Raw genomic sequence first — 21,426 nt, 5'->3', positions numbered from 1 at the left:
TTATATTGATTTTAGCGTTTTGCATCATTAATCCAATTTGTCTTTTATTTGTTCAAAATTGGCTTTTGCGGTTTGGTAGCCAATATCAAAAATTTCGTCCATGCGTTTTTTTGAGGTTTCAAAAGTTTTGTAATCCGCCAACGCTTCGGGTTGGATATGCCAGTCACACAGTTCGTTTTGCGGAAAAGTGTTTTGCCTCATCATAATTTCAAATGCCCGGAAAGCCACCGATTTTATTGAAGAAAAATGTGGCGGATTTTGTATCAGCACAGGATTGACATTACTGCCAATCAAAAAATCGCAACGTCCCTGAATGGTATTGACCGGATAATTGTTCAGAATGCCACCGTCACTGTAAATCCGTCCGTTGATAGAAATCGGCGAAAAAACACCCGGAAAAGCACTCGACGCCAGAATTGCCGGAACAACCGGTGTGTTTTTGTGGAAAATTTTTAGTTTTCCATGCTCAATTTCGGTAGCAGAAATGTATAATTCTGCATTCAAATCGCCGATTTTTTTATCTTCGAATTCTTTGGAAAGATACTTGGCAAACTGGTCTGCATCGAAGAAACCGGCTTTCCGGAACGACAAATGTGACCATCTGAACAAACTAACCGATTTAAAAAAATCAAGTATTTCTTTTGGTTTTTTCCCGTTCGCATACAGTCCGCCCACAATAGCACCGGCACTGGTTCCGGAAATAATTTCCGGGAAAATATCCTGTTCGTTCAGGAATTCCAATACGCCTGCATGGGCGATTCCTTTGTATCCGCCGCCAGACAAAGCAAGTCCGAATATCGTTGATTTATTGTTCATAAGAGGTTAAACCAAGTATAAATTTATATTTTTGCCTAAAATTACAAATAATGAAAACGATATACCAAACTGCGTGGGAAAATTCGATGTCTTATAACGATTATTTAAGATTAATCGACGAAATGATTGCTCAAAACCGTTCTACCGGACACGAACAAAACGATATGCTGACTGATTTTACCAAACTCAACCGAACCAGAATGAACCGTTTGGACAAAACCCAAAAACTGTTTCCGGAAGTGACCGAAGCGGTAAAAAAAGTCAGCGAAAAACAGATTTGGCTGATATTGACGGAAAGTTGGTGTGGCGATGCAGCACAGAATATCCCGGTTTTGAAAAAGATAGCTGACGAAAATCCGTTGATTGATTTTCGGCTGGTTTTGCGTGACGACAACGACGATTTGATGCAAAAATACCTGACCAACGGAGGACGTTCGATTCCTAAACTAATCGCTGTTTCTGAAGGTATGGAAAAAGAATTGTTTGTCTGGGGACCAAGACCGCAGGAAGCGATTGAATTGATACATGGTCTGAAAGAACAATATGGCGGAATCACCGATGAAGTAAAAACGGCTTTACAGGTTTGGTATAACAAAGACAAAGGCGTTTCTGTGCAGAAAGAAATGATAGAATTGCTATCAAGGTTATAATTGCTTATTTTTGTGGTTGGAAAAGAAATCCGGAGAATATGAATAATTGTTATAGAAAAAGTTTCGTTGCGATTCTGTTTTTGTGTTTGTTTGGTTTGAAATCATACGCCCAGCAAAAGAACATGAGGTACTTCGATGAAACCAATAAAGAAATTTCACAAGAGGAGTTTGAAAAAAAGAGAATGTCAATTCGGCAACTTTTGACTATTCAGGGCGATTCATTGAATCACAAGAGGTTAATCAACCGTTTGGACGCTGGCGAAGTTTCAGACAGAGCAATGCTCGTAAAAATGTTGAAATCGAGTGTGGAAGATGATGAAGGAGTTGACTGGGAAAAACCACTGGTAATTATTTATTATCCAGGGCAAGACCCTTGTAATGCCTCTGCATTGTCGAATAGAAGAGATAGAAAGAAATGGTATCGGGAGTTAGAAAAAAAGGTTAGGGAAATAGCTCAAACCAAACCGATATACATTTACAAAGAATCAACCGGACTTGAAAAGTATGAAGGAATATTAAAATGGTACAAAGACCCCGACGGTATTATTGAAAAGCTCTTTTTTAAACATCATTATCCTTGTGGAAGTTTTGCAATTATTAACGAAAAAGGGCAGTATGCCTGTTATTTTGGCGAATATGGAAAAGATCATGTTTGGGATATTTTAAAAGCTTTGTCAGAATAAAAAAACAAAACAACACTTAAATATTTAGGGAACGAAATATTAAATTCCACTTTCAAATTATAAACGAAGAAAATGAAATACAATCCGAATGAAATCGAGCCGAAATGGCAAAAATATTGGGCAGATAATCAAATTTTTAAAGCAGAAAACCATACTGATAAAGAAAAGTTTTACGTTTTGGACATGTTTCCTTATCCGAGTGGGGCAGGGCTTCACGTTGGGCACCCTTTGGGTTATATTGCTTCGGATATTGTAGCGAGATACAAAAGACATAAAGGCTTTAATGTGTTGCACCCGCAGGGTTACGATTCTTTCGGATTACCTGCCGAGCAGTATGCCATTCAGACGGGACAACATCCTGCCATTACTACGGAAACCAATATTAAGAGGTATCGTGAGCAGTTGGACAAAATCGGTTTTTCGTTTGATTGGAGCAGGGAAGTAAGAACTTCTGAACCTGAATATTACAAGTGGACACAATGGATTTTTATTCAGTTGTTCAATTCGTATTACTGCAAAGATACCGACCAAGCCCGACCAATTGACGAGCTGATTCAGGTTTTTGAAGTTGAGGGAAATCACAGAATAAATGCAGTTTGTGATGATGATATTACGATTTTTTCGGCTGATGAATGGAAAAACTTTTCCGACGAAGAAAAACAACGTATTTTACTGAAATACAGACTAACTTATTTAGCTGAAACCGAAGTAAATTGGTGTCCTGCTTTGGGAACGGTTTTAGCCAATGACGAAATCGTAAACGGAGTTTCTGAAAGAGGAGGACACCCTGTTATCCGTAAGAAAATGACCCAATGGAGTATGCGTATTTCGGCTTATGCAGAACGCTTGCTGCAAGGTTTGGAAACCATTGATTGGACAGAAAGCCTCAAGGAATCCCAAAGAAATTGGATTGGAAAATCGGTTGGGGCAGAAGTGGAGTTCAAAATCCTCCCCCTAACCCCCTCCAAAGGAGGGGGAACTGAAACCGTTCCTAATTATATGACAGGAGGAAATAACTCTCATTTGCTTATCAATGAAGCAAAAAGAATGAGAAAAGAACCTACTGAAACTGAAGATATTTTGTGGCAGGAGTTACGAAATAATAGCTTGGGAGATAAATTCAGAAGACAGCATTTGATAGATGATTTTATTGTTGATTTTGTGTGTTTATCTAAAAAAATAGTTGTTGAAGTTGACGGAGGTTATCACTCAACCCCTGAACAAAAAGAGTATGATGAGCAAAGAACAATTATCCTAAACAAAAGAGGTTTTAAAGTTATTCGCTTTACAAACGAAGAAGTTTCCAACAACTTACAAAGCGTTCTTCAAAAGATAAAATCAGAATTAAAGGCTATCCCTGCCCCCCTCTCCTTTGGAGAGGGGTTGGGGGTGAGGGTTTTCACAACCCGTCCCGACACCATTTTCGGAGTTTCGTTTATGACGTTAGCCCCCGAACACGAATTAGTGAAAAGCATTACAACCCCCGAACAAAAACAAGCAGTTGAGGCTTATATTGAGGCAACTGCAAAGCGTTCGGAAAGGGAACGTATGGCAGATGTAAAAACCATTTCGGGAGTATTTACGGGAGCTTATGCAGAGCACCCTTTTACGAAAGAGCCGATTCCGATTTGGATAGGTGATTATGTTTTGGCAGGTTACGGAACGGGAGCGGTTATGGCTGTTCCGTGCGGCGATGAACGTGATTATGCGTTTGCCAAACATTTCGGAATCGAAATAAAAAACATCTTTAACCAAGATATTTCTGAGCAGGCTTTTACGGAAAAAGGAGGTTTTGAATTTATAAACTCCGACTTTCTGAACGGATTGGATTATAAAGCAGGAACAGCAAAAATCATCGAAGAATTAGAGAAAATAGGAGCAGGAAAAGCCAAAGTAAACTATCGTTTACGTGATGCGGTTTTTTCAAGACAGAGATATTGGGGAGAACCGTTTCCTGTTTATTATGTGAATGGAATGCCTCAAATGATTGATGAAAAATATTTGCCAATTCGACTGCCCGAAGTAGAAAAATATCTTCCAACTGAAGACGGACAACCACCACTCGGAAATGCAAAAGAATGGTATTGGAACACAAAAACGAATAGCGTTTGTTCCCCTCCTTCGGAGGGGTTAGGGGAGGATATTTTTCCGTTGGAATTGAACACAATGCCCGGTTGGGCAGGAAGTTCTTGGTATTGGTTGCGTTATATGGACGCTCAAAACGAAAGTGAATTTGCAAGTGAGGAGGCTATCAACTATTGGCAGAATGTCGATTTATATATCGGAGGTAGCGAACACGCAACAGGACATTTGTTGTATTCTCGTTTTTGGAATAAATTTTTAAAAGACAGAGGACTTGTTCCAACCGAAGAGCCATTCCAAAAACTAATCAATCAGGGAATGATTTTGGGGAATAGTGCTTTTGTTTATAGAACGGAAGATTCTAAAACATTGATTTCTAAAAATCAAATTGGAAATACGGTTGTACACCCAATCCACGTAGATTTATCAGTTATCAATGATGTAACCAACGAATTGGATATTGACAAATTCAAAGCACACCCGTTATATCAGGATTATAAAGATGCAGAGTTTATTTTAGACGAAAACAGAAAATACATTGTAGGACGTGAAGTCGAAAAAATGTCCAAATCGAAATACAATGTCGTAAATCCTGATGATATTTGTGAGGAATACGGAGCAGATACATTGCGTTTGTACGAGATGTTTTTAGGTCCGTTGGAACAGGCAAAACCTTGGAATACAGCAGGAATTACAGGAGTTTTCGGTTTCCTGAAAAAACTATGGAGGTTATATTTTGATGATAATGGTTTGAACATCACAGACGAAGAGCCGACCAAAGAAATGTACAAATCCCTACACAAAACCATCAAAAAAGCAACAGAAGATATTGAGAACTTCTCGTTTAATACTTCAGTTTCGCAGTTTATGATTTGTGTGAATGAATTGTCACAACAAAAATGTCATCACAGAGCGATTTTAGAGCCTTTGGCTGTTTTGATTTCGCCTTATGCACCACATATTGCAGAAGAATTATGGAGCTCGTTAGGACATGAAGGTTCAATATCGAAAGTACCGTTCCCGAAATTTGAAGAGAAATATTTGGTAGAAAGTTCTAAAGAATATCCTGTTTCGTTCAATGGAAAAATGCGTTTTACCATCAATCTTCCCTTGGATTTATCGGTTGAGGAAATTGAAAAAATCATTTTGGCAGACAACAGAACGCAAGAGCAATTACAAGGACGTGAGCCGAAAAAAGTAATTATTGTTCCGGGGAAAATTATTAATTTGGTAGGATAATTGAATTCTATTGAAAATTTTAAAGAAAGACATATTATCAAAAATTCAAAAACGAAGAAAAGACTCTTTGTGGAGGCATTTTTTAACTTCTTTTGAAGCATTGGGAATAATTTGTGCAGATGTAGAAAAGAATAAAATAAGTGTTTGGAATAGAAATTTCATGATAGGCTGTTTTTACCCTGTTTTTATATTTGAGTTTAATGTAAACAATGAACTAATAAAGGTTTCAGATAAGTTAAATATATTTGGGAGATTACTTTATGTATTTGCTTTATCTCTAATTTCTTTAGTTTTTGGATGTTTAATTTTTAATGATTTCAACATAAATAAATTGATTTTTATAGGAGGAATTTATATAGTCTTTATTACTGTTTTTTTATTGATAAGTCGGACTGTTTACAAGTTTGAGAAAAAAGAGTCAAAAGATTTCTATTTTAGACTTTTTGATATTGAATACCTGAAATTTTGATTGTAGCGATAACAACTTTAAACTAAAAAAAACTTTAAACCAAAAAAATATGAAAAGATTTGAATATAAAACGGTAGAAATCAAACTAAAAGGAACTTGGAATCCAAAGTTTGACATTGCTGATATTGATAAGGAACTAAACAAAATGGGAAGTCAAGGTTGGGAATTAGTTTCAGTAGAAAGTCGGGATATGGGCGGAACTCCTTATGGTTATTTCTATACCTTCAAAAGAGAAATCTAAAAACGATTCTATAAAAAAATGTTTATTGTGCTATCTGTAAAAAAGGTAGTACATTTTTTATGATTTTAGTTATAAAAAACTTCGACTTTCAATCATTACCTTTATACCGTAAAACCAAATTTAATAACATGAAAAATATTTTTATTTGAGTCATAAGAGGCCAAAAATACACGGAGTGATTTGAAATAAGAATTTGGATTGTTTTATACAGCTATTATTTTGGTCTGTTTTTTGTGGTAGGGTAAAAAAAATACTTACCATGGTAAAGAAGCTCTTAGTATTAATCGGGATATTATTTTCAACGGTCAGCTTTGCACAGTCCACCCAGGACTATTTGTCTATCGGATTGTCATTCAAAAGTGTGCCGTTTCAGTCGGACAGGTTACCGGCTTTAATGCTCGAGAGTCATTATTATGTGACCGACCGCTGGGCAACCGGTGGTAATTTGGCCTATACCCGTCAAAAGTACGGGCATGCTTTTGGTTTAGACGCACGACGTACATATTTCTATTATTTTTCGATGAACTGGTCGAACCGATTCGGGTTGTTACAAACATCAAAATTACATATTGACGCCAACCTGGATATGGGAATTATAGTAGCGACTCTTCGCGACCGGGAAAATTACGAATGGGTGGATTCCGAATATTATAACGGATATTATTACGTAAGCACTCAAAGTAAAGTGTATGATAAATTGAACAGAGATGCTTATTTCGCTGCTTACCCGAATATTGGAATGAGCTACAAGCTGTTTGATTTGTCGAAAGAAGAAGACCTTGCTCTGCACTTTACCGCCAATGCCGGTTATCAGCTTGCGGTTGGCGGCGGAGATTTTACCAGCCCTCAGGATTTTAATGGTTTTACGTGGCTTTTGGGTTTTAAAATCATAGGACCGACTAAATAATAAAATTTCAGCACAATATTTTGCTGTTGTGCACTATTCCTTGATTTCTATTCTATGTCACAGTGAATTATCCTTTCAGTCGAACGACAAACGATTTCGGAAAAGCATCTTTGGTTTCTTTAAGAAATTTTTCTGCCTGGATACGATATTTAAAATTCCCGACGATTACCTTATAGTTAGGAGCAGAATAAATAATTGTCGCATCTGTTTTCGGATACAGGTCTTTAAACCGTTTATAATTTTCCTCTGCCTCTTTTCTTTCCCCGTAAAATATCTGAACAGAATAATTCTTATATACCGAAAAAGTGTTGTTAATGCTCATTTTATGCTCTAACAACTCTTCAAACCGATTATCTTGAATTAATCTAAATTTCTTTTCCTGTGCCTGAGTAAAATTCGAAACAAAAAGAAAAAAGCCGATTGTTAAAAAAATATTCTGTCTTCTTAAAATATTCATAATGAATGTGATTTGATACAAAAGTAATAAAATTCAGCAAAATGAAACGTTTTTGAATTATTTAGAATAAATATAAATTGTGTTTTTATGGTTGACAGAGGTTTTTTGAGTGATTCTTATGTTGTATTTTTGTCGGAGTTTTAATGGAATTGCAGGGTCGGTTATTTATAGACCCGCATGACTGATAGAAAATTTAGTTGATAAATTTTTAACTATGAAAAAAAGGAGTAATTATAACTCGATTTCGAAGATTCTTTTCATGTGTTTTGCATTTTTACTATGCTTCTCAACACATGCTTTGGCACAAGATGTAGCTAAAGGTAAGCAATTGTTTAATTCACAATGTGCGGCTTGTCACAAGTTGGACAGAGATATGACCGGGCCAGCGTTACGTCACGTAACAGGCCGTCATTCTACGGAATGGTTGCATAAATGGATTAAAAACAGTGCTGAGTTGATTAAATCAGGCGATGCGGAAGCGGTTAAGTTGTTTAACGATTGGAACAAAGTTCCGATGAATGCGTTCCCGAATCTTTCCGATGAAGATATTGACAATATCTTGGCATATACTTCTGAAGAAAAAGCGGCGCCACCTGCGGCGTCACCCGATGGAGGGAGTTCTTCAGGTTCTGCTGATAACTCATCGTTAAATCTGTTGATATTCGGAGCTTTGGCTTTGGTGTTGGTGGTTTTGATTGTGTTATTGGTATATGTAAGAAAAGTATTGACCAAAATCGCTGAAAACAACGGGTTTGATGTAGAGACTGAAAAATCAATGCCGATTTGGAAATCTTTTGCTAAAAATCAGTTTGCAGTATTTATGTCTGTAGTAGTGATGTTTTTACTTGGGTCGTATTTCGCATTCGGATATATGATGCAGATAGGGGTTGACCAAGGCTATGAACCAATTCAACCAATTCACTTCTCGCATAAAATTCATGCCGGAGAAAATGGTATAGATTGTAAATACTGTCACTCATCGGCGAGAACTTCAAAAACCTCAGGTATTCCTTCAGTGAGTATTTGTATGAACTGTCATAAAAATATTAATGAATTTACCGGTAGTGCAGATTCGACTTATGTTGATTACAGTAAGGAGTTTTACACTGCTGAAATCCAGAAGATTTATGACGCAGTAGGTTGGGATCCGGCTACACAATCATATACTGGAGAAGAAAAACCTGTAAAATGGGTTAGAATCCATAATTTACCAGACTTTGTTTACTTTAACCACTCTCAGCACGTTTCAGTTGCGGGATTAGAGTGTCAGACATGTCACGGTCCGGTAGAAGAAATGGAAGTGATGAGACAACATTCTCCATTGACAATGGGTTGGTGTGTGGAATGTCACCGTGAAACTGAAGTAGATTTGAGTAATGAATACTACAAAGAAATTCACGAAGAGCTGGCTAAAAAGTATGGTGTGGAGAAATTGACAATTGGTCAGTTAGGAGGATTAGAGTGTGCTAAATGTCACTATTAATTAATTATTAAAGAAGCTAATTTATCTATATACAATGGCATCAAACAAAAAATACTGGAAAAGTGTTGAGGAGCTGAACGAGAACAGTTCGATTGTTGAGAATTTAAGAAGCAACGAGTTTGTTCAAGAAATTCCTACAGATGAGTTCTTGTCGGATAAGGAGTCGTTAAGCTCATCTTCAACAACCCGAAGAGATTTTTTGAAATATGTTGGGTTTACCACCGCGGCAGCTTCATTGGCTGCCTGTGATGGACCTGTGCGAAAAGCAATTCCTTATGTTTTTCAGCCGGAGGAAATTATTCCCGGAATCGCTGATTACTATGCGACCACTATCGCAGACGGATTTGATTTCACAAACATATTAATCAAAACCAGAGAAGGTCGTCCTATTTCTGTTTTAAACAATAATATGGAAGGAGCGAGTACAGGAGCTAATGCTCGTGTCCATGCCTCAGTTTTGTCTTTATATGATAGTTTAAGGCTAAAACAACCGAAAATAGAAGGGAAAGCAAGTTCTTGGTCTGAGGTGGAAAGCAGAATCCAGTCAAGTCTGGAAGAAGCAAAAAACACAGGCAAGCAAATTGTTTTATTAACTAATTCTATGGCTTCGCCTTCTACAGACAAGCTTATAGAGGAATTTAAGCAGGCTTATCCGACTGCAAAACAAGTAGTTTACGATGCAGTGTCTCATGACGCAGCGTTAGATGCTTACGAGCAGGCTTACGGACAACGTGCATTGCCTGATTATGATTTTGACAAAGCAGATGTAATTGTTTCTGTAGGGGCTGATTTTATCGGAGACTGGAACGGAGGAGGTTATGAAGGTAATTATGCTAAAGGACGTATTCCTAAAAACGGAAAAATGTCTAAGCATATTCAGTTTGAGGCAAACATGTCTTTGACCGGAGCTAATGCCGACAGACGTGTGCCGATGACGGTTGCCGAACAAAAATTAGCTTTAGTTAAATTGTATAATCTGATTACCGGTTCGGGCGTTTCTGTGTCATCTACTTCTGCCGATGCAGAGGTGGTTAAAGCTGCACAGCAATTGAAATCTGCCGGTTCTCGCGGAGTATTGGTTTCGGGATTAGATGATGTAGATGCTCAGTTGTTGGTTTTTGCTATCAACAATGCATTGGCATCTGAAGTTTTTGTTCCGCAACGACCAAAATATGTTCGTCAGGGAAATACTGCCGAAGTAGCACAATTAGTGAAAGATATGAATGCCGGAAATGTGCATACATTGATTATGAACGGTGTTAATCCGCTTTATACTTTTGCTGATGCTAAATTATTTGAAGAAGGTCTGAAAAAAGTTAAACTTTCAGTTACTTATACACAACGTGAAGATGAAACAGCTTTGGCGACTACAATTGCTGCTGCTGTACCTCATTATCTTGAGTCTTGGGGAGATGTTGCTATCAAAAGCGGAAGCTATTCGATAACTCAACCTACTATCAGACCATTGTTTAGCACGAAACAATTCCAGGAAAGTTTATTAAGTCTTTTGGGTAAAACCGAAAGCTATTACGATTATATCAAAAATGTAGCAGCGACAGTCGCAGCGGGGGTGACATGGAATACTTTGGTTCATAACGGTTTTTATAGCTATGAGTCTGATTCTGTTGCTCATGTAGGGGCTGATTATCAAGGAGCTGCAAGCCGATTGGCATCTGCTAAAAAAGGAGCTGATTTTGATTTGGTGCTTTATACCAAGATTGGTATGGGAGATGGTCAGCAGGCTAATAACCCATGGTTGCAGGAGTTCCCTGACCCGATAACAAGAGTTTCGTGGGATAACTATGTGACAGTTTCCAGAAAAGATGCGGAGTCTCTTGGAATTAAAAATTACCACGTAGCTAACGGAGGATTGAATGGAAGTTATGTAAATATAAAAGTAGGAGACAAGACATTGGAAAATGTACCTGCTATTATTCAGCCGGGACAAGCACCGGGTACAATCGGATTAGCATTCGGGTATGGTCGTAAAGCTTCGATGAAAGAAGAGATGCAGACAGGAGTGAATGCTTATGCCTTATATCTGAATGGTAAAAACAACCAGTCAGCTCAAATAGAATTGGCTTCTGGAGACCACGAATTTGCTTGTGTTCAGTTGCACAATACATTGATGGGTAGGGGAGATATTCTGAAAGAAACTACCTTGAATGTTTATAATACAGAAGATGCAGAAAAATGGAACGAAGTGCCAATGGTTTCTTTAGACCACCAGGCTGTTCCTGCAAAAACTGTTGATATCTGGGAATCTTTCGACCGTAGTATAGGACATCATTTTAATCTGTCGATAGATTTAAATGCTTGTACAGGTTGCGGTGCTTGTGTGATTGCTTGTCATGCAGAAAATAACGTGCCGGTTGTAGGAAAAGACGAAGTGAGACGATCACGTGATATGCACTGGTTGCGAATCGATAGATATTATTCTTCACAAGACACATTTGATGAGGATATAGATAAGAAAGTTAATGCCAAAGGTTTCTCTGAGAACTTTAATATGTATAAAGAATTGGAAGACCCGGCAGACAATCCGCAAGTGGCATTCCAGCCGGTAATGTGTCAGCATTGTAACCACGCACCTTGTGAAACAGTTTGTCCGGTAGCGGCAACATCACACGGGCGTCAGGGGCAAAATGCTATGGCTTATAACCGTTGTGTAGGAACACGTTACTGTGCAAACAACTGTCCTTATAAAGTGCGTCGTTTCAACTGGTTCAAATATGCTGAAAATGATAGATTTGATTACCACATGAATGATGATTTGGGTAGAATGGTACTTAATCCTGATGTAGTGGTAAGGTCACGCGGAGTTATGGAAAAATGTTCTTTCTGTATCCAATCCACACAGGCAGTAATTCTTCAGGCTAAGAAAGAAGGAAGAAAAGTACGAGCCAATGAATTTAATGACGCTTGTGCTTGTTCGGCAGCTTGTGATTCCGGAGCAATGGTATTTGGAGATGTAAACAATCCGGAAGATCCGATTGTAGAGCTTACAAAAGACCAGAGAGCATACCATTTGTTAGAGCATTTGAACGTAAAACCAAATGTGGTATATCAAGTAAAAGTAAGAAACGTATAATTATTAATTTACAAATATTATCATAGGATTATGTCGTCACATTACGAAGCACCCATCAGAAAGCCATTAGTTCTCGGTAACAAAACATATCATGATGTTACCGTTGATGTGGCACGCCCTGTAGAAGGCCGAGCGAACAAACAGTGGTGGATAGTTTTCTCTATAGCTTTAGCCGCATTCCTTTGGGGAGTAGGGTGTATGGTATATACAGTATCCACAGGTATTGGTACATGGGGATTAAATAAAACAGTAGGTTGGGCATGGGATATTACCAACTTCGTATGGTGGGTAGGTATCGGACACGCCGGAACCTTGATTTCTGCCGTACTCTTATTGTTCAGACAAAAATGGAGAATGGCGATTAACCGTTCTGCAGAGGCAATGACCATTTTCTCGGTAGTGCAGGCAGGTTTATTCCCGATTTTGCACATGGGACGCCCGTGGTTGGCATATTGGGTATTACCGATGCCAAACCAATTCGGCTCGTTATGGGTGAACTTTAACTCGCCGTTGCTATGGGATGTATTCGCTATTTCAACTTATTTATCAGTATCATTAGTGTTCTGGTGGACTGGGTTATTACCTGACTTTGCAATGCTAAGAGACAGAGCTGTGAGGCCTTTCGCCAAAAAAATATATTCTTTATTATCATTCGGGTGGAGTGGTAGAGCCAAAGATTGGCAGCGTTTTGAGGAAGTATCTTTAGTATTGGCAGGATTGGCAACGCCGTTGGTATTGTCTGTTCACACTATTGTATCTATGGACTTTGCTACCTCTGTAATTCCTGGCTGGCATACAACTATTTTCCCGCCATATTTCGTTGCAGGTGCGGTTTTCTCTGGATTTGCTATGGTAAACACTTTGTTGATTATCATGAGAAAAGTGGTAAACCTGGAAGATTATATCACGGTACAACACATCGAATTGATGAATATCATTATTATGATTACAGGTTCGATTGTTGGGGTAGCTTATATCACAGAGTTGTGGGTAGCATGGTATTCAGGAGTAGAATATGAGCAATATGCATTCCTGAATCGTGCAACAGGACCATACTGGTGGTCATATTTACTGATGATGACTTGTAATGTAGTTTCTCCACAGGTAATGTGGTTCAAAAAAATCAGAACAAGTATTATGGCATCTTTTATCATATCCATAGTTGTAAATATAGGAATGTGGTTTGAGCGTTTTGTGATTATTGTTACTTCATTACACAGAGATTATTTGCCATCGTCTTGGACAATGTTCCAACCAACTTTTGTTGACATAGGTGTTTATGTAGGAACAATAGGATTCTTTTTCGTGTTATTCTTACTATATTCGAGAAGTTTCCCGGTTATTGCCCAGGCGGAGGTTAAGACGATTCTTAAATCTTCAGGAGATAACCATAAGCGAGAAAGAGAGAATAATAGTCAATCTGTAAATCATTAATAAGCTATGAGTACAAAAGTTTTACATGTATTATACAATGATGACGACGTTTTGTTAGATGCGGTTAAATCTACAAAATCTGCTCATCATCACATTGAAGAGGTTTATACACCATTCCCTGTTCACGGTTTAGATAAAGCAATGGGATTGGCACCAACCAGATTGGCAATATGTTCATTCATTTATGGTTTGATAGGCTTGTCTTTCGCTACTTATATGATGAATTATATCATGATAGTTGACTGGCCGCAGGATATTGGTGGTAAGCCAAGTTTTAGCTACTATCAGAATATGCCTTCGTTTGTGCCTATTATGTTTGAGATGACTGTGTTCTTTGCGGCTCACTTAATGGTAATTACCTTTTATTTGAGAAGTAAACTATGGCCTTTCAAAAAAGCAGAAAACCCTGATGTGAGAACTACCGACGACCACTTTTTGATGGAAGTGTCATTGTCAGGAAACGAAGATGAAGCAATTGAATTTTTTAAAAATACAGGTGCTGTAGAAGTAAAAGTTGTAGAGAAATAAATATATAAAGATGAAAAATCTGCATAAAATATTAATTTTGACAGGTGTTGTAGTATTGGCAACCTCTTGCTCTGATAAGAGTAGCCCTAATTACGAATTTTTTCCAGATATGTACAGACCTGTGTCATATGAAACCTATCAGGAAACTGACGCATTTAAAAACGGGCAACAAGCACAATTGCCGGCTGAAGGTACTATTCCGAGAGGATTTACACCAGAAGAATACCCTGATACAACAGAAGGGTTGGAAATGGCAAAAGCTAATCTGAAATCTCCACTTACTGAAATTTCTGAAGCTGATGCTACTGAAGCCAAACAACTTTATACTATTTATTGTGCAATCTGTCACGGAGATAAAGGAGACGGGCAAGGTAATTTGGTAAAACGCGAAAAATTTCTGGGTGTACCGAATTACGCAGAAAGAGAATTAACAGAAGGAGGCATATATCATGTAATTACCTATGGGTTGAACGCCATGGGGTCGCATAAAAACCAGCTTACACAACACGAGAGATGGTTAGTTACAGATTATGTTTTGAAACTAAAATCTGAGTTATAATTGTAAACCGTATTTGAAAGTTTAGATATGTACACATTTTCAAACAAATTAAAGACTTTTTCTTTCGTCTTGATGTTATTAGGAGCGATAAGTATTGCTTATGGATTTCTTACTATGCCCAAAACGACTGAAGAAGTAGAGCAAATATTAGCTGAACAACATCATGATGCTCATCATAGAGCAGTTGCTCATGCCGATTCGCATGACACACACGATGAATTGGCAGCAGCAGAACATCAGCACCATTTAGAGCATGTTTTACACCAGTTACAAAATAAGCCATGGGTGGCAGTTTATGTAGCTTGTATATTTTTTATGTTCATCGCTTTAGGTGTTTTTACCTTTAATAAATTACAATATGCAGGGTCGGCTGGATGGTCACCTGTGTTATATCGCGTAATGGAAGGAATTTCGGCTTATTTGTTGCCGGGGTCAATCATATTTTTCTTATTGCTGATAGCGAGCGTCTTACATTTGAACCATATGTTCATTTGGATGGATGACTCAATCGTTGCGGAAGATTCTATTATCCAGGCCAAAACAGATTTTTTGAATATCCCTTTCTTCCTAATCAGAGCAGTGATTTTCTTAGGAGGCTGGAATTTATTCAGATACCTGAGCAGAAAAAACTCTTTGAAATTAGATGAAACAGGAGACTTGGTTTATCATAAAAAGAATTTCAAACTGGCTGCTATTTACTTAGTGTTTTTTATTGTGACAGAATCTATCGCATCATGGGATTGGATTATGTCGATTGATACACACTGGTATTCTACCTTGTTTGGTTGGTATGTATTTGCAAGTTTTATCGTGACTTCGATTACAGTAATTGCATTAGTAACAGTATATCTGAAATCAAGAGGTTATTTAGAGTTTGTGAATACGAGCCATGTTCATGATTTGGCTAAATATATGTTCGGGTTCTCAATTTTCTGGACTTACTTATGGTTCTCTCAGTTTATGTTACAATGGTATTCCAACATTCCGGAAGAAGTAACCTATTACGTATTCAGAATAGAAGAATATAATGCACCGTTCTTCCTGATGTTAGTATTTAATTTCGTGTTACCTATATTATTACTCATGAATACTGATTTCAAACGATTGAGCTGGATTATCGTAATGGCAGGTATCTCGATTTTGGTAGGACATTATTTGGATTTCTTTAATATGATTGCACCAGGTACTGTTGGAGGAAGTTGGTCAATCGGAATAGCAGAAATAGGTTCGATATTGTTCTTTGGCGGATTGTTTATCTACGTTGGATTTAATGCCATCGCTAAAGCACCACTATTGGCTAAAAATGACCCTTATATTGAGGAGAGTAAACATTTTCATTATTAATATTTAAACTAATAAACACAAATGACAAGTTTATTAATCATTGGAGTAGTTGTCCTGTTAGGTATTGCCATTTGGCAGCTGACTAAAATCTTTCACTTGACGCAGACTATCAAGCAAAAGCCTGCACATGAAAGTGAATCAGAAATAGCCAGCGAGAGAGACAATAATGTGAACGGATATTTATTATTTGGATTCTTAGGGTTTATCTATGCCTTGATGATATATTCATGTGCAAAGTGGGGGTATATGCCTTTGATGTCAGACGCGGCATCTGAGCATGGTAAAGATGTAGATAACCTGATGTGGATATCTATGATTCTTATCTTCACAGTACAGATAATCACACAATTCTTATTGCACTATTTCTCTTTCAAAGCAAGAGGGATTAAAGGACGTAAAGCCACATTCTATGCCGATAATGACAAATTGGAAATGATTTGGACGATTATTCCGGTAATTGTATTGTCAGGATTGATTCTTTACGGACTATTCGCTTGGAACAACATTATGTATTATGACCAGGACGAAGAAGTAATGTATGTGGAAGTATATGCAAAACAATTCGGTTGGGACGTTCGTTATTCCGGAGAAGATAATACATTAGGTAAAGCCAACGTAAGATTTATTCAAGGAGTGAATGCCACTGGCGCGGATATGTCTGACCCGAACTCTCACGATGATATATTAGCATCAGAATTGCACTTGCCGTTAGGTAAAAAGGTAGTATTTAAAATTCGTTCACAAGACGTTTTGCACTCTGCTTATTTTCCTCACTTCAGAGCACAGATGAATGCAGTTCCGGGAATGGTTACTCAGTTTGCTATGGTTCCGTCTATCACAACAAGCGAGATGAGACAACTGCCTGAAACAATTAAAAAAGTTGATAAAATCAATAAATTAAGATCACAACGCAGTCAGGAGTTAATAGCTAAAGGAGAAGAAGCTCTTACACCATACGAGTTTGATTACATATTACTTTGTAACAAAATTTGCGGACGTTCTCATTATAATATGCAGATGAAAGTTATTGTAGAGTCTGAGCAGGATTTCAAAAAATGGTTAGGAGAACAAAAAACACTCGGGCAACGTATTGCTGAAGAACAGGCAGGAAACGAGCCTCAGCCGGCAGTGGAGGAGGAGGCAGTGAGTCAGGAAGAAGAAGCGGTATCAGAAGATAACACTGCAGAGTCTGAAGAAGAAGCAATTGAGATAGAAAATATTAGAGGTTAATTTTAATCGGTTAGAAGAAAAATAGATTATTATGTCAGCAGCATTAGAGCATAATTTAGAACATGGTCATGAGCACGACCACCACCATAATCAAACATTTATAACGAAGTACATATTTAGTACCGACCATAAAATGATTGCCAAGCAATTTTTGATTACTGGTATTATTATGGGGATTATCGGGGTAACAATGTCCGTATTATTCCGTATGCAGATTGCATGGCCGGAAGAATCATTCAAAATATTCTCATGGTTATTAGGCGATGATTTCGCTCCGGGTGGAGTAATGAGAAACGATATTTACCTGGCGTTGGTTACGATGCATGGTACTATTATGGTATTCTTCGTTTTGACAGCCGGATTGTCAGGTACCTTTTCTAACTTGCTGATTCCATTACAAATCGGTGCAAGAGATATGGCTTCCGGATTTATGAATATGTTGTCATTCTGGATATTTGCTTTGTCTTGTATCATAATGTTATCATCGTTGTTTGTAGAATCAGGACCCGCTTCTGCAGGGTGGACAATTTATCCGCCGTTATCAGCAGTTGAACAGGCTATTCCAGGTTCAGGAACCGGAATGACATTATGGTTGATTTCAATGGCATTGTTTATTGCACAATCTTTGATGGGGTCGCTCAACTACATTGTAACAGTTATCAACCTAAGAACAGAAGGAATGTCTATGACTAGACTTCCGCTTACAGTTTGGGCATTGTTTATCACAGCCATTGTTGGGGTAGTTTCGTTCCCGGTTTTACTTTCAGCCGCTTTATTATTAATCATGGACAGAAGTTTCGGAACTTCATTTTTCTTGTCAGATATTTATTTAGCCGGAGAAGTATTGCATTATCAGGGAGGTTCGCCTGTATTATTCGAGCACCTTTTCTGGTTCTTGGGTCACCCGGAAGTATATTTGGTAATCCTGCCTGCGATGGGTATCGCCTCTGAGGTTATCGCTTGTAACGCAAGAAAACCAATCTTCGGATACCGGGCAATGATTGTGTCTTTGTTAGCTATTGCTTTCTTATCAACAATCGTTTGGGGGCACCACATGTTCGTGTCAGGTATGAATCCTTTCCTTGGTTCGGTATTTACCTTTACCACGTTATTGATTGCGATTCCGTCTGCAGTAAAAGCTTTTAACTATATCACCACCTTATGGAGAGGTAATATTCAGATGAATCCGGGAATGTTATTCAGTATTGCTTTCGTTTCTACATTCATTAGTGGGGGGTTAACAGGTATTATCCTTGGGGATTCTACTTTGGATATTCAGGTTCACGATACTTATTTTATAATTGCTCACTTCCACTTAGTAATGGGTGTATCGGCAATATATGGTATGTTTTCCGGAATTTATCACTGGTTCCCTAAAATGTTTGGTAGAATGATGAACAAGAATTTAGGTTATATCCATTTCTGGATTACTGCAATTTGTGCTTACGGAGTGTTCTTTCCAATGCACTTCTTAGGATTGGCAGGTTTACCAAGACGTTATTATTCTAACTCGGCTTTCCCAATGTTTGACGATATGGTTGATGTAAATATTCTGATTACTGTTTTCGCAATCGTAGGTGCATTAATTCAAATTGTATTCTTGTATAACTTCTTTTCAAGTATTTTCTATGGTAAGAGAGCTTCTCAAAACCCATGGAAAGGAAATTCGTTGGAGTGGACAACACCGGTAGAGCATATCCATGGAAACTGGCCAGGCGATTTACCAGTAGTTTACAGATGGGCTTACGATTACAGCAAGCCGGGATATGAAGAGGATTATGTTCCTCAGAATGTACCTTTGAGAGAAGGGGAAAAAGACGGAGGAGCACATTAATCGAAAAATAAGATTCTTATATACAAAAAGGCGAACAAATATTTGTTCGCCTTTTTTTGTGGCGTTCGGCTACATAATGTTTTCTTAATTCCACACTCCATTTCTTAAGGAATTCTTTATTTATTGGGTTTATAGCGGTGGTACAAAATTTGCACTTGTTCAGACAGCTAAAAATAAGCTTACTATGGACGGTATATTAAGAAAACAAGAAACGAAATTAGAACGCATCAAAGATACTTTTAGAAGAAAATTTAAAACTTATACAAAAATTATTTCCCGTTCTTTCCACCAGCAAAAATGGACACCAAATGAGTATCTCATAATATCAGGTACGTTATTTCTGTTATTAAGCGTAGTAATCGGTTATATTTATTATATGCCCTATTTTGAAACCATTAATTTACATAGAAAAAGCACACTTTTTGGTAGTTTTTCTTTTCTTGTTTTCGGAGGATTACTTGTTTTATATTTAGCTTTTTTAGGTTACTTGTTCTGGTTGTATAAAAAATATAAAGAAATACAATCAGTACCAGATGAAAACCTGCCTTTTGTGACGATTATCGTTCCCGCATATAACGAAGGAAAACTTGTTTATCACACCCTGATGAGTTTGGCAAATAGTAATTATCCGGCAGACAAAATGCAAATTATTTCCATAGACGATGGGAGCAAAGATGATACATGGCAGTGGATGTTGAAGGCTAAATACGAGCTTTTGGGTAGAGTGCATATTTATCAGCAACCGAAAAACAAAGGAAAGCGTCATGCTTTGTACAGAGGCTTTCATTTGGCAGAGGGAGAAATTTTTGTAACTGTTGATAGTGATTCTTTAGTTGAAGCTGATACGTTGAGAAATCTGGTAAGTCCATTTGTAGTCAATGAAAATTGTGGAGCTGTTGCCGGTAACGTCAAAGTTTTGAACAACCAAAGTAGTATGATTCCGCGTATGTTGAATGTCAGTTTTGTGTTTAGTTTTGAGTTTATCCGCTGTGCCCAAAGCGTATTGAAAACTGTTTTGTGTACGCCGGGTGCGTTGGCTGCCTACAAAAAAGATGCGGTGATGACTGCACTTCCCGATTGGATTAATCAAACATTTATGGGCAAGCCGTCAGATATCGGCGAAGACAGAGCAATGACCAATATGATTCTCAAACAGGGATACGATGTGCTGTTCCAACGCAACGCATCTGTACTGACGAATACACCTGAAAAATTTGAGAGCTTATATAAAATGTTTATCAGGTGGGAGCGAAGTAACGTACGGGAAAATATCATGATGAGCAGGTTTGCATTTACCGATTTCCGGAAAGGGGATAAAACCGGTACGCGTATATTATTGTTGAATCAGTGGTTACGGGTAATTATGGCTTATCCATTAATGATTTCCATGCTGATTTTTATTCTAAATTATCCTCTGATGTTTGTGACGACCACTTTGTTCGGGATTGCTCTTTTTTCGAGTATTCAGGTATTCTTTTATGCTCGGAAATACAATCTGCTTGAATCTTTTTGGGCATATCCATATAGTATTTTTTATACTTTTTCTCTCTTTTGGATAACACCTTATGCAATTGCTACCGCTGCTCGACGAGGTTGGTTAACAAGAGGTTGATATATGATAAAACAAAAAAAGCTGTTCATTGGAACAGCTTTTAATTTTTAAGTCGATAGTAATTATGCTTCAAAAGGCATAATTGATACGTAAGACTTATTGTCTCTTTTCTTAGTGAATTTAACGATACCATCTACTTTTGCATGTAGTGTATGGTCTTTCCCCATATATACGTTTTCACCAGGATTGTGTTTAGAACCTCTTTGTCTTACAAGGATATTTCCGGCAACAGCTGCCTGTCCTCCATAAATCTTAACACCTAAGCGTTTCGATTCTGATTCTCTACCATTCTTCGAACTACCGACACCTTTTTTGTGAGCCATAATTTCTGGTTTTTATATTGTTAATACTTAAATTTTCTGAACAATTACAAGCTAATTCCCTCAATTTGGATTTGAGTCAATGCCTGTCTGTGTCCGTTTTTCTTTTTGTAACCTTTTCTTCTTTTCTTTTTGAAAACGATTACTTTGTCACCTTTAAGGTGTTTCAAAACTTTTGCTCCTACAGAAGCTCCTGTTATAGCCGGGGCGCCAACAGTGATTTTTCCTTCGTTATCAACCAAAAGAACTTTGTCGAAAGTAACACTTTCTCCTTCTTCAGTTGCCAAACGGTGAACATACACTTTTTGGTCTTTGCTAACTTTAAATTGTTGCCCTGCTATCTCTACGATTGCGTACATAACAATAAAATTTAATTATTTTTCAGTTGGCAAATATAATATTATTTTCTGAAATAACAGGATTTTCAGGCTTAATTTTTTACTGTAA

The 21,426-nt window shown here is 37.7% G+C and carries 19 protein-coding genes; 15 read left to right on the top strand and 4 right to left on the bottom strand.

All coding sequences use genetic code 11. The features are described 5' to 3' along the window. Positions 1-27 precede the first annotated feature (27 nt). Positions 28-816, bottom strand: coding sequence for a patatin-like phospholipase family protein (locus CDL10_RS00935; RefSeq protein WP_100676791.1), 789 nt, complete (start codon positions 814-816; stop codon positions 28-30). A gap of 50 nt (positions 817-866) precedes the next feature. On the opposite strand from CDL10_RS00935, the gene CDL10_RS00930 reads away from it, so the two are divergent. From CDL10_RS00930 to CDL10_RS00905, 6 genes are all read left to right on the top strand, one after another. Further along, on the top strand, positions 867-1,466 hold the full coding sequence (locus CDL10_RS00930; RefSeq protein WP_100676790.1) for a thioredoxin family protein: 600 nt from the start codon (positions 867-869) through the stop codon (positions 1,464-1,466). Positions 1,467-1,504: 38 nt separating this feature from the next. Then, the gene (locus CDL10_RS00925) at positions 1,505-2,149 is read left to right on the top strand and encodes a hypothetical protein (protein ID WP_100676789.1); all 645 of its coding nucleotides are present in this window, start codon (positions 1,505-1,507) and stop codon (positions 2,147-2,149) included. Positions 2,150-2,221: 72 nt separating this feature from the next. Continuing rightward, positions 2,222-5,470, top strand: coding sequence for a leucine--tRNA ligase (leuS, locus tag CDL10_RS00920; RefSeq protein WP_100676788.1), 3,249 nt, complete (start codon positions 2,222-2,224; stop codon positions 5,468-5,470). A 10-nt stretch (positions 5,471-5,480) separates the two neighbouring features. After that, positions 5,481-5,939: a hypothetical protein gene (locus tag CDL10_RS00915; protein ID WP_100676787.1), complete on the top strand. Its 459-nt coding sequence runs from the start codon at positions 5,481-5,483 to the stop codon at positions 5,937-5,939. A 49-nt stretch (positions 5,940-5,988) separates the two neighbouring features. Then, complete coding sequence (locus tag CDL10_RS00910) at positions 5,989-6,180, top strand: DUF4177 domain-containing protein (RefSeq protein ID WP_100676786.1); 192 nt, start codon at positions 5,989-5,991, stop codon at positions 6,178-6,180. Positions 6,181-6,439: 259 nt separating this feature from the next. After that, entirely contained in the window at positions 6,440-7,087 is a 648-nt protein-coding gene (locus CDL10_RS00905; RefSeq protein WP_100676785.1) for a hypothetical protein, read from the top strand. 67 nt (positions 7,088-7,154) lie between these two features. Here CDL10_RS00905 and CDL10_RS00900 read toward each other — a convergent pair whose 3' ends face one another. Next, entirely contained in the window at positions 7,155-7,544 is a 390-nt protein-coding gene (locus CDL10_RS00900) for an SPOR domain-containing protein (RefSeq protein ID WP_100676784.1), read from the bottom strand. Between the two features lie 214 nt (positions 7,545-7,758). Here CDL10_RS00900 and CDL10_RS00895 point away from each other — a divergent pair, with 214 nt between their 5' ends. The 9 genes from CDL10_RS00895 (at position 7,759) to CDL10_RS00855 (ending at position 20,659) form a co-directional block, all read left to right on the top strand. Continuing rightward, entirely contained in the window at positions 7,759-9,027 is a 1,269-nt protein-coding gene (locus tag CDL10_RS00895) for a c-type cytochrome (protein ID WP_100676783.1), read from the top strand. Between the two features lie 34 nt (positions 9,028-9,061). Continuing rightward, positions 9,062-12,118 (top strand): TAT-variant-translocated molybdopterin oxidoreductase, encoded by a 3,057-nt coding sequence (locus CDL10_RS00890; RefSeq protein WP_100676782.1) that lies wholly within the window; start codon positions 9,062-9,064, stop codon positions 12,116-12,118. A gap of 30 nt (positions 12,119-12,148) precedes the next feature. Further along, positions 12,149-13,552, top strand: coding sequence for an NrfD/PsrC family molybdoenzyme membrane anchor subunit (gene nrfD, locus CDL10_RS00885; protein WP_100676781.1), 1,404 nt, complete (start codon positions 12,149-12,151; stop codon positions 13,550-13,552). Between the two features lie 6 nt (positions 13,553-13,558). Then, positions 13,559-14,080, top strand: coding sequence for a DUF3341 domain-containing protein (locus tag CDL10_RS00880; RefSeq protein ID WP_100676780.1), 522 nt, complete (start codon positions 13,559-13,561; stop codon positions 14,078-14,080). Positions 14,081-14,090: 10 nt separating this feature from the next. Further along, a complete protein-coding gene (locus tag CDL10_RS00875) occupies positions 14,091-14,639 on the top strand; it encodes a c-type cytochrome (protein WP_100676779.1) in 549 nt (182 codons plus the stop codon). Between the two features lie 27 nt (positions 14,640-14,666). Then, positions 14,667-15,983, top strand: a complete 1,317-nt coding sequence (locus CDL10_RS00870) for a quinol:cytochrome C oxidoreductase (protein ID WP_100676778.1) — start codon at positions 14,667-14,669, stop codon at positions 15,981-15,983. 21 nt (positions 15,984-16,004) lie between these two features. After that, the gene (locus tag CDL10_RS00865; RefSeq protein WP_100676777.1) at positions 16,005-17,213 is read left to right on the top strand and encodes a cytochrome c oxidase subunit II; all 1,209 of its coding nucleotides are present in this window, start codon (positions 16,005-16,007) and stop codon (positions 17,211-17,213) included. Between the two features lie 31 nt (positions 17,214-17,244). Further along, entirely contained in the window at positions 17,245-19,047 is a 1,803-nt protein-coding gene (locus tag CDL10_RS00860) for a cytochrome c oxidase subunit I (protein ID WP_100676776.1), read from the top strand. 184 nt (positions 19,048-19,231) lie between these two features. Then, positions 19,232-20,659: a glycosyltransferase gene (locus CDL10_RS00855; protein WP_100676775.1), complete on the top strand. Its 1,428-nt coding sequence runs from the start codon at positions 19,232-19,234 to the stop codon at positions 20,657-20,659. Between the two features lie 62 nt (positions 20,660-20,721). On the opposite strand, the gene rpmA is transcribed toward CDL10_RS00855, so the two are convergent. Both rpmA and rplU read right to left on the bottom strand, forming a co-directional pair. Further along, positions 20,722-20,982: a 50S ribosomal protein L27 gene (rpmA, locus tag CDL10_RS00850; protein ID WP_100676774.1), complete on the bottom strand. Its 261-nt coding sequence runs from the start codon at positions 20,980-20,982 to the stop codon at positions 20,722-20,724. Positions 20,983-21,026: 44 nt separating this feature from the next. Next, positions 21,027-21,338 carry a 50S ribosomal protein L21 gene (gene rplU / locus CDL10_RS00845; protein WP_100676773.1) on the bottom strand — a complete coding sequence of 104 codons (312 nt, stop codon included), beginning with the start codon at positions 21,336-21,338 and terminating at the stop codon, positions 21,027-21,029. Positions 21,339-21,426: the final 88 nt, after the last annotated feature.

This window comes from Avrilella dinanensis (genome assembly GCF_002807015.1).
Lineage (GTDB): Bacteria > Bacteroidota > Bacteroidia > Flavobacteriales > Flavobacteriaceae > Flavobacterium > Flavobacterium dinanensis.
The sequence above is the reverse complement of the archived record's forward strand: the minus strand, read 5'-3'. Positions and strand labels throughout refer to the sequence as shown.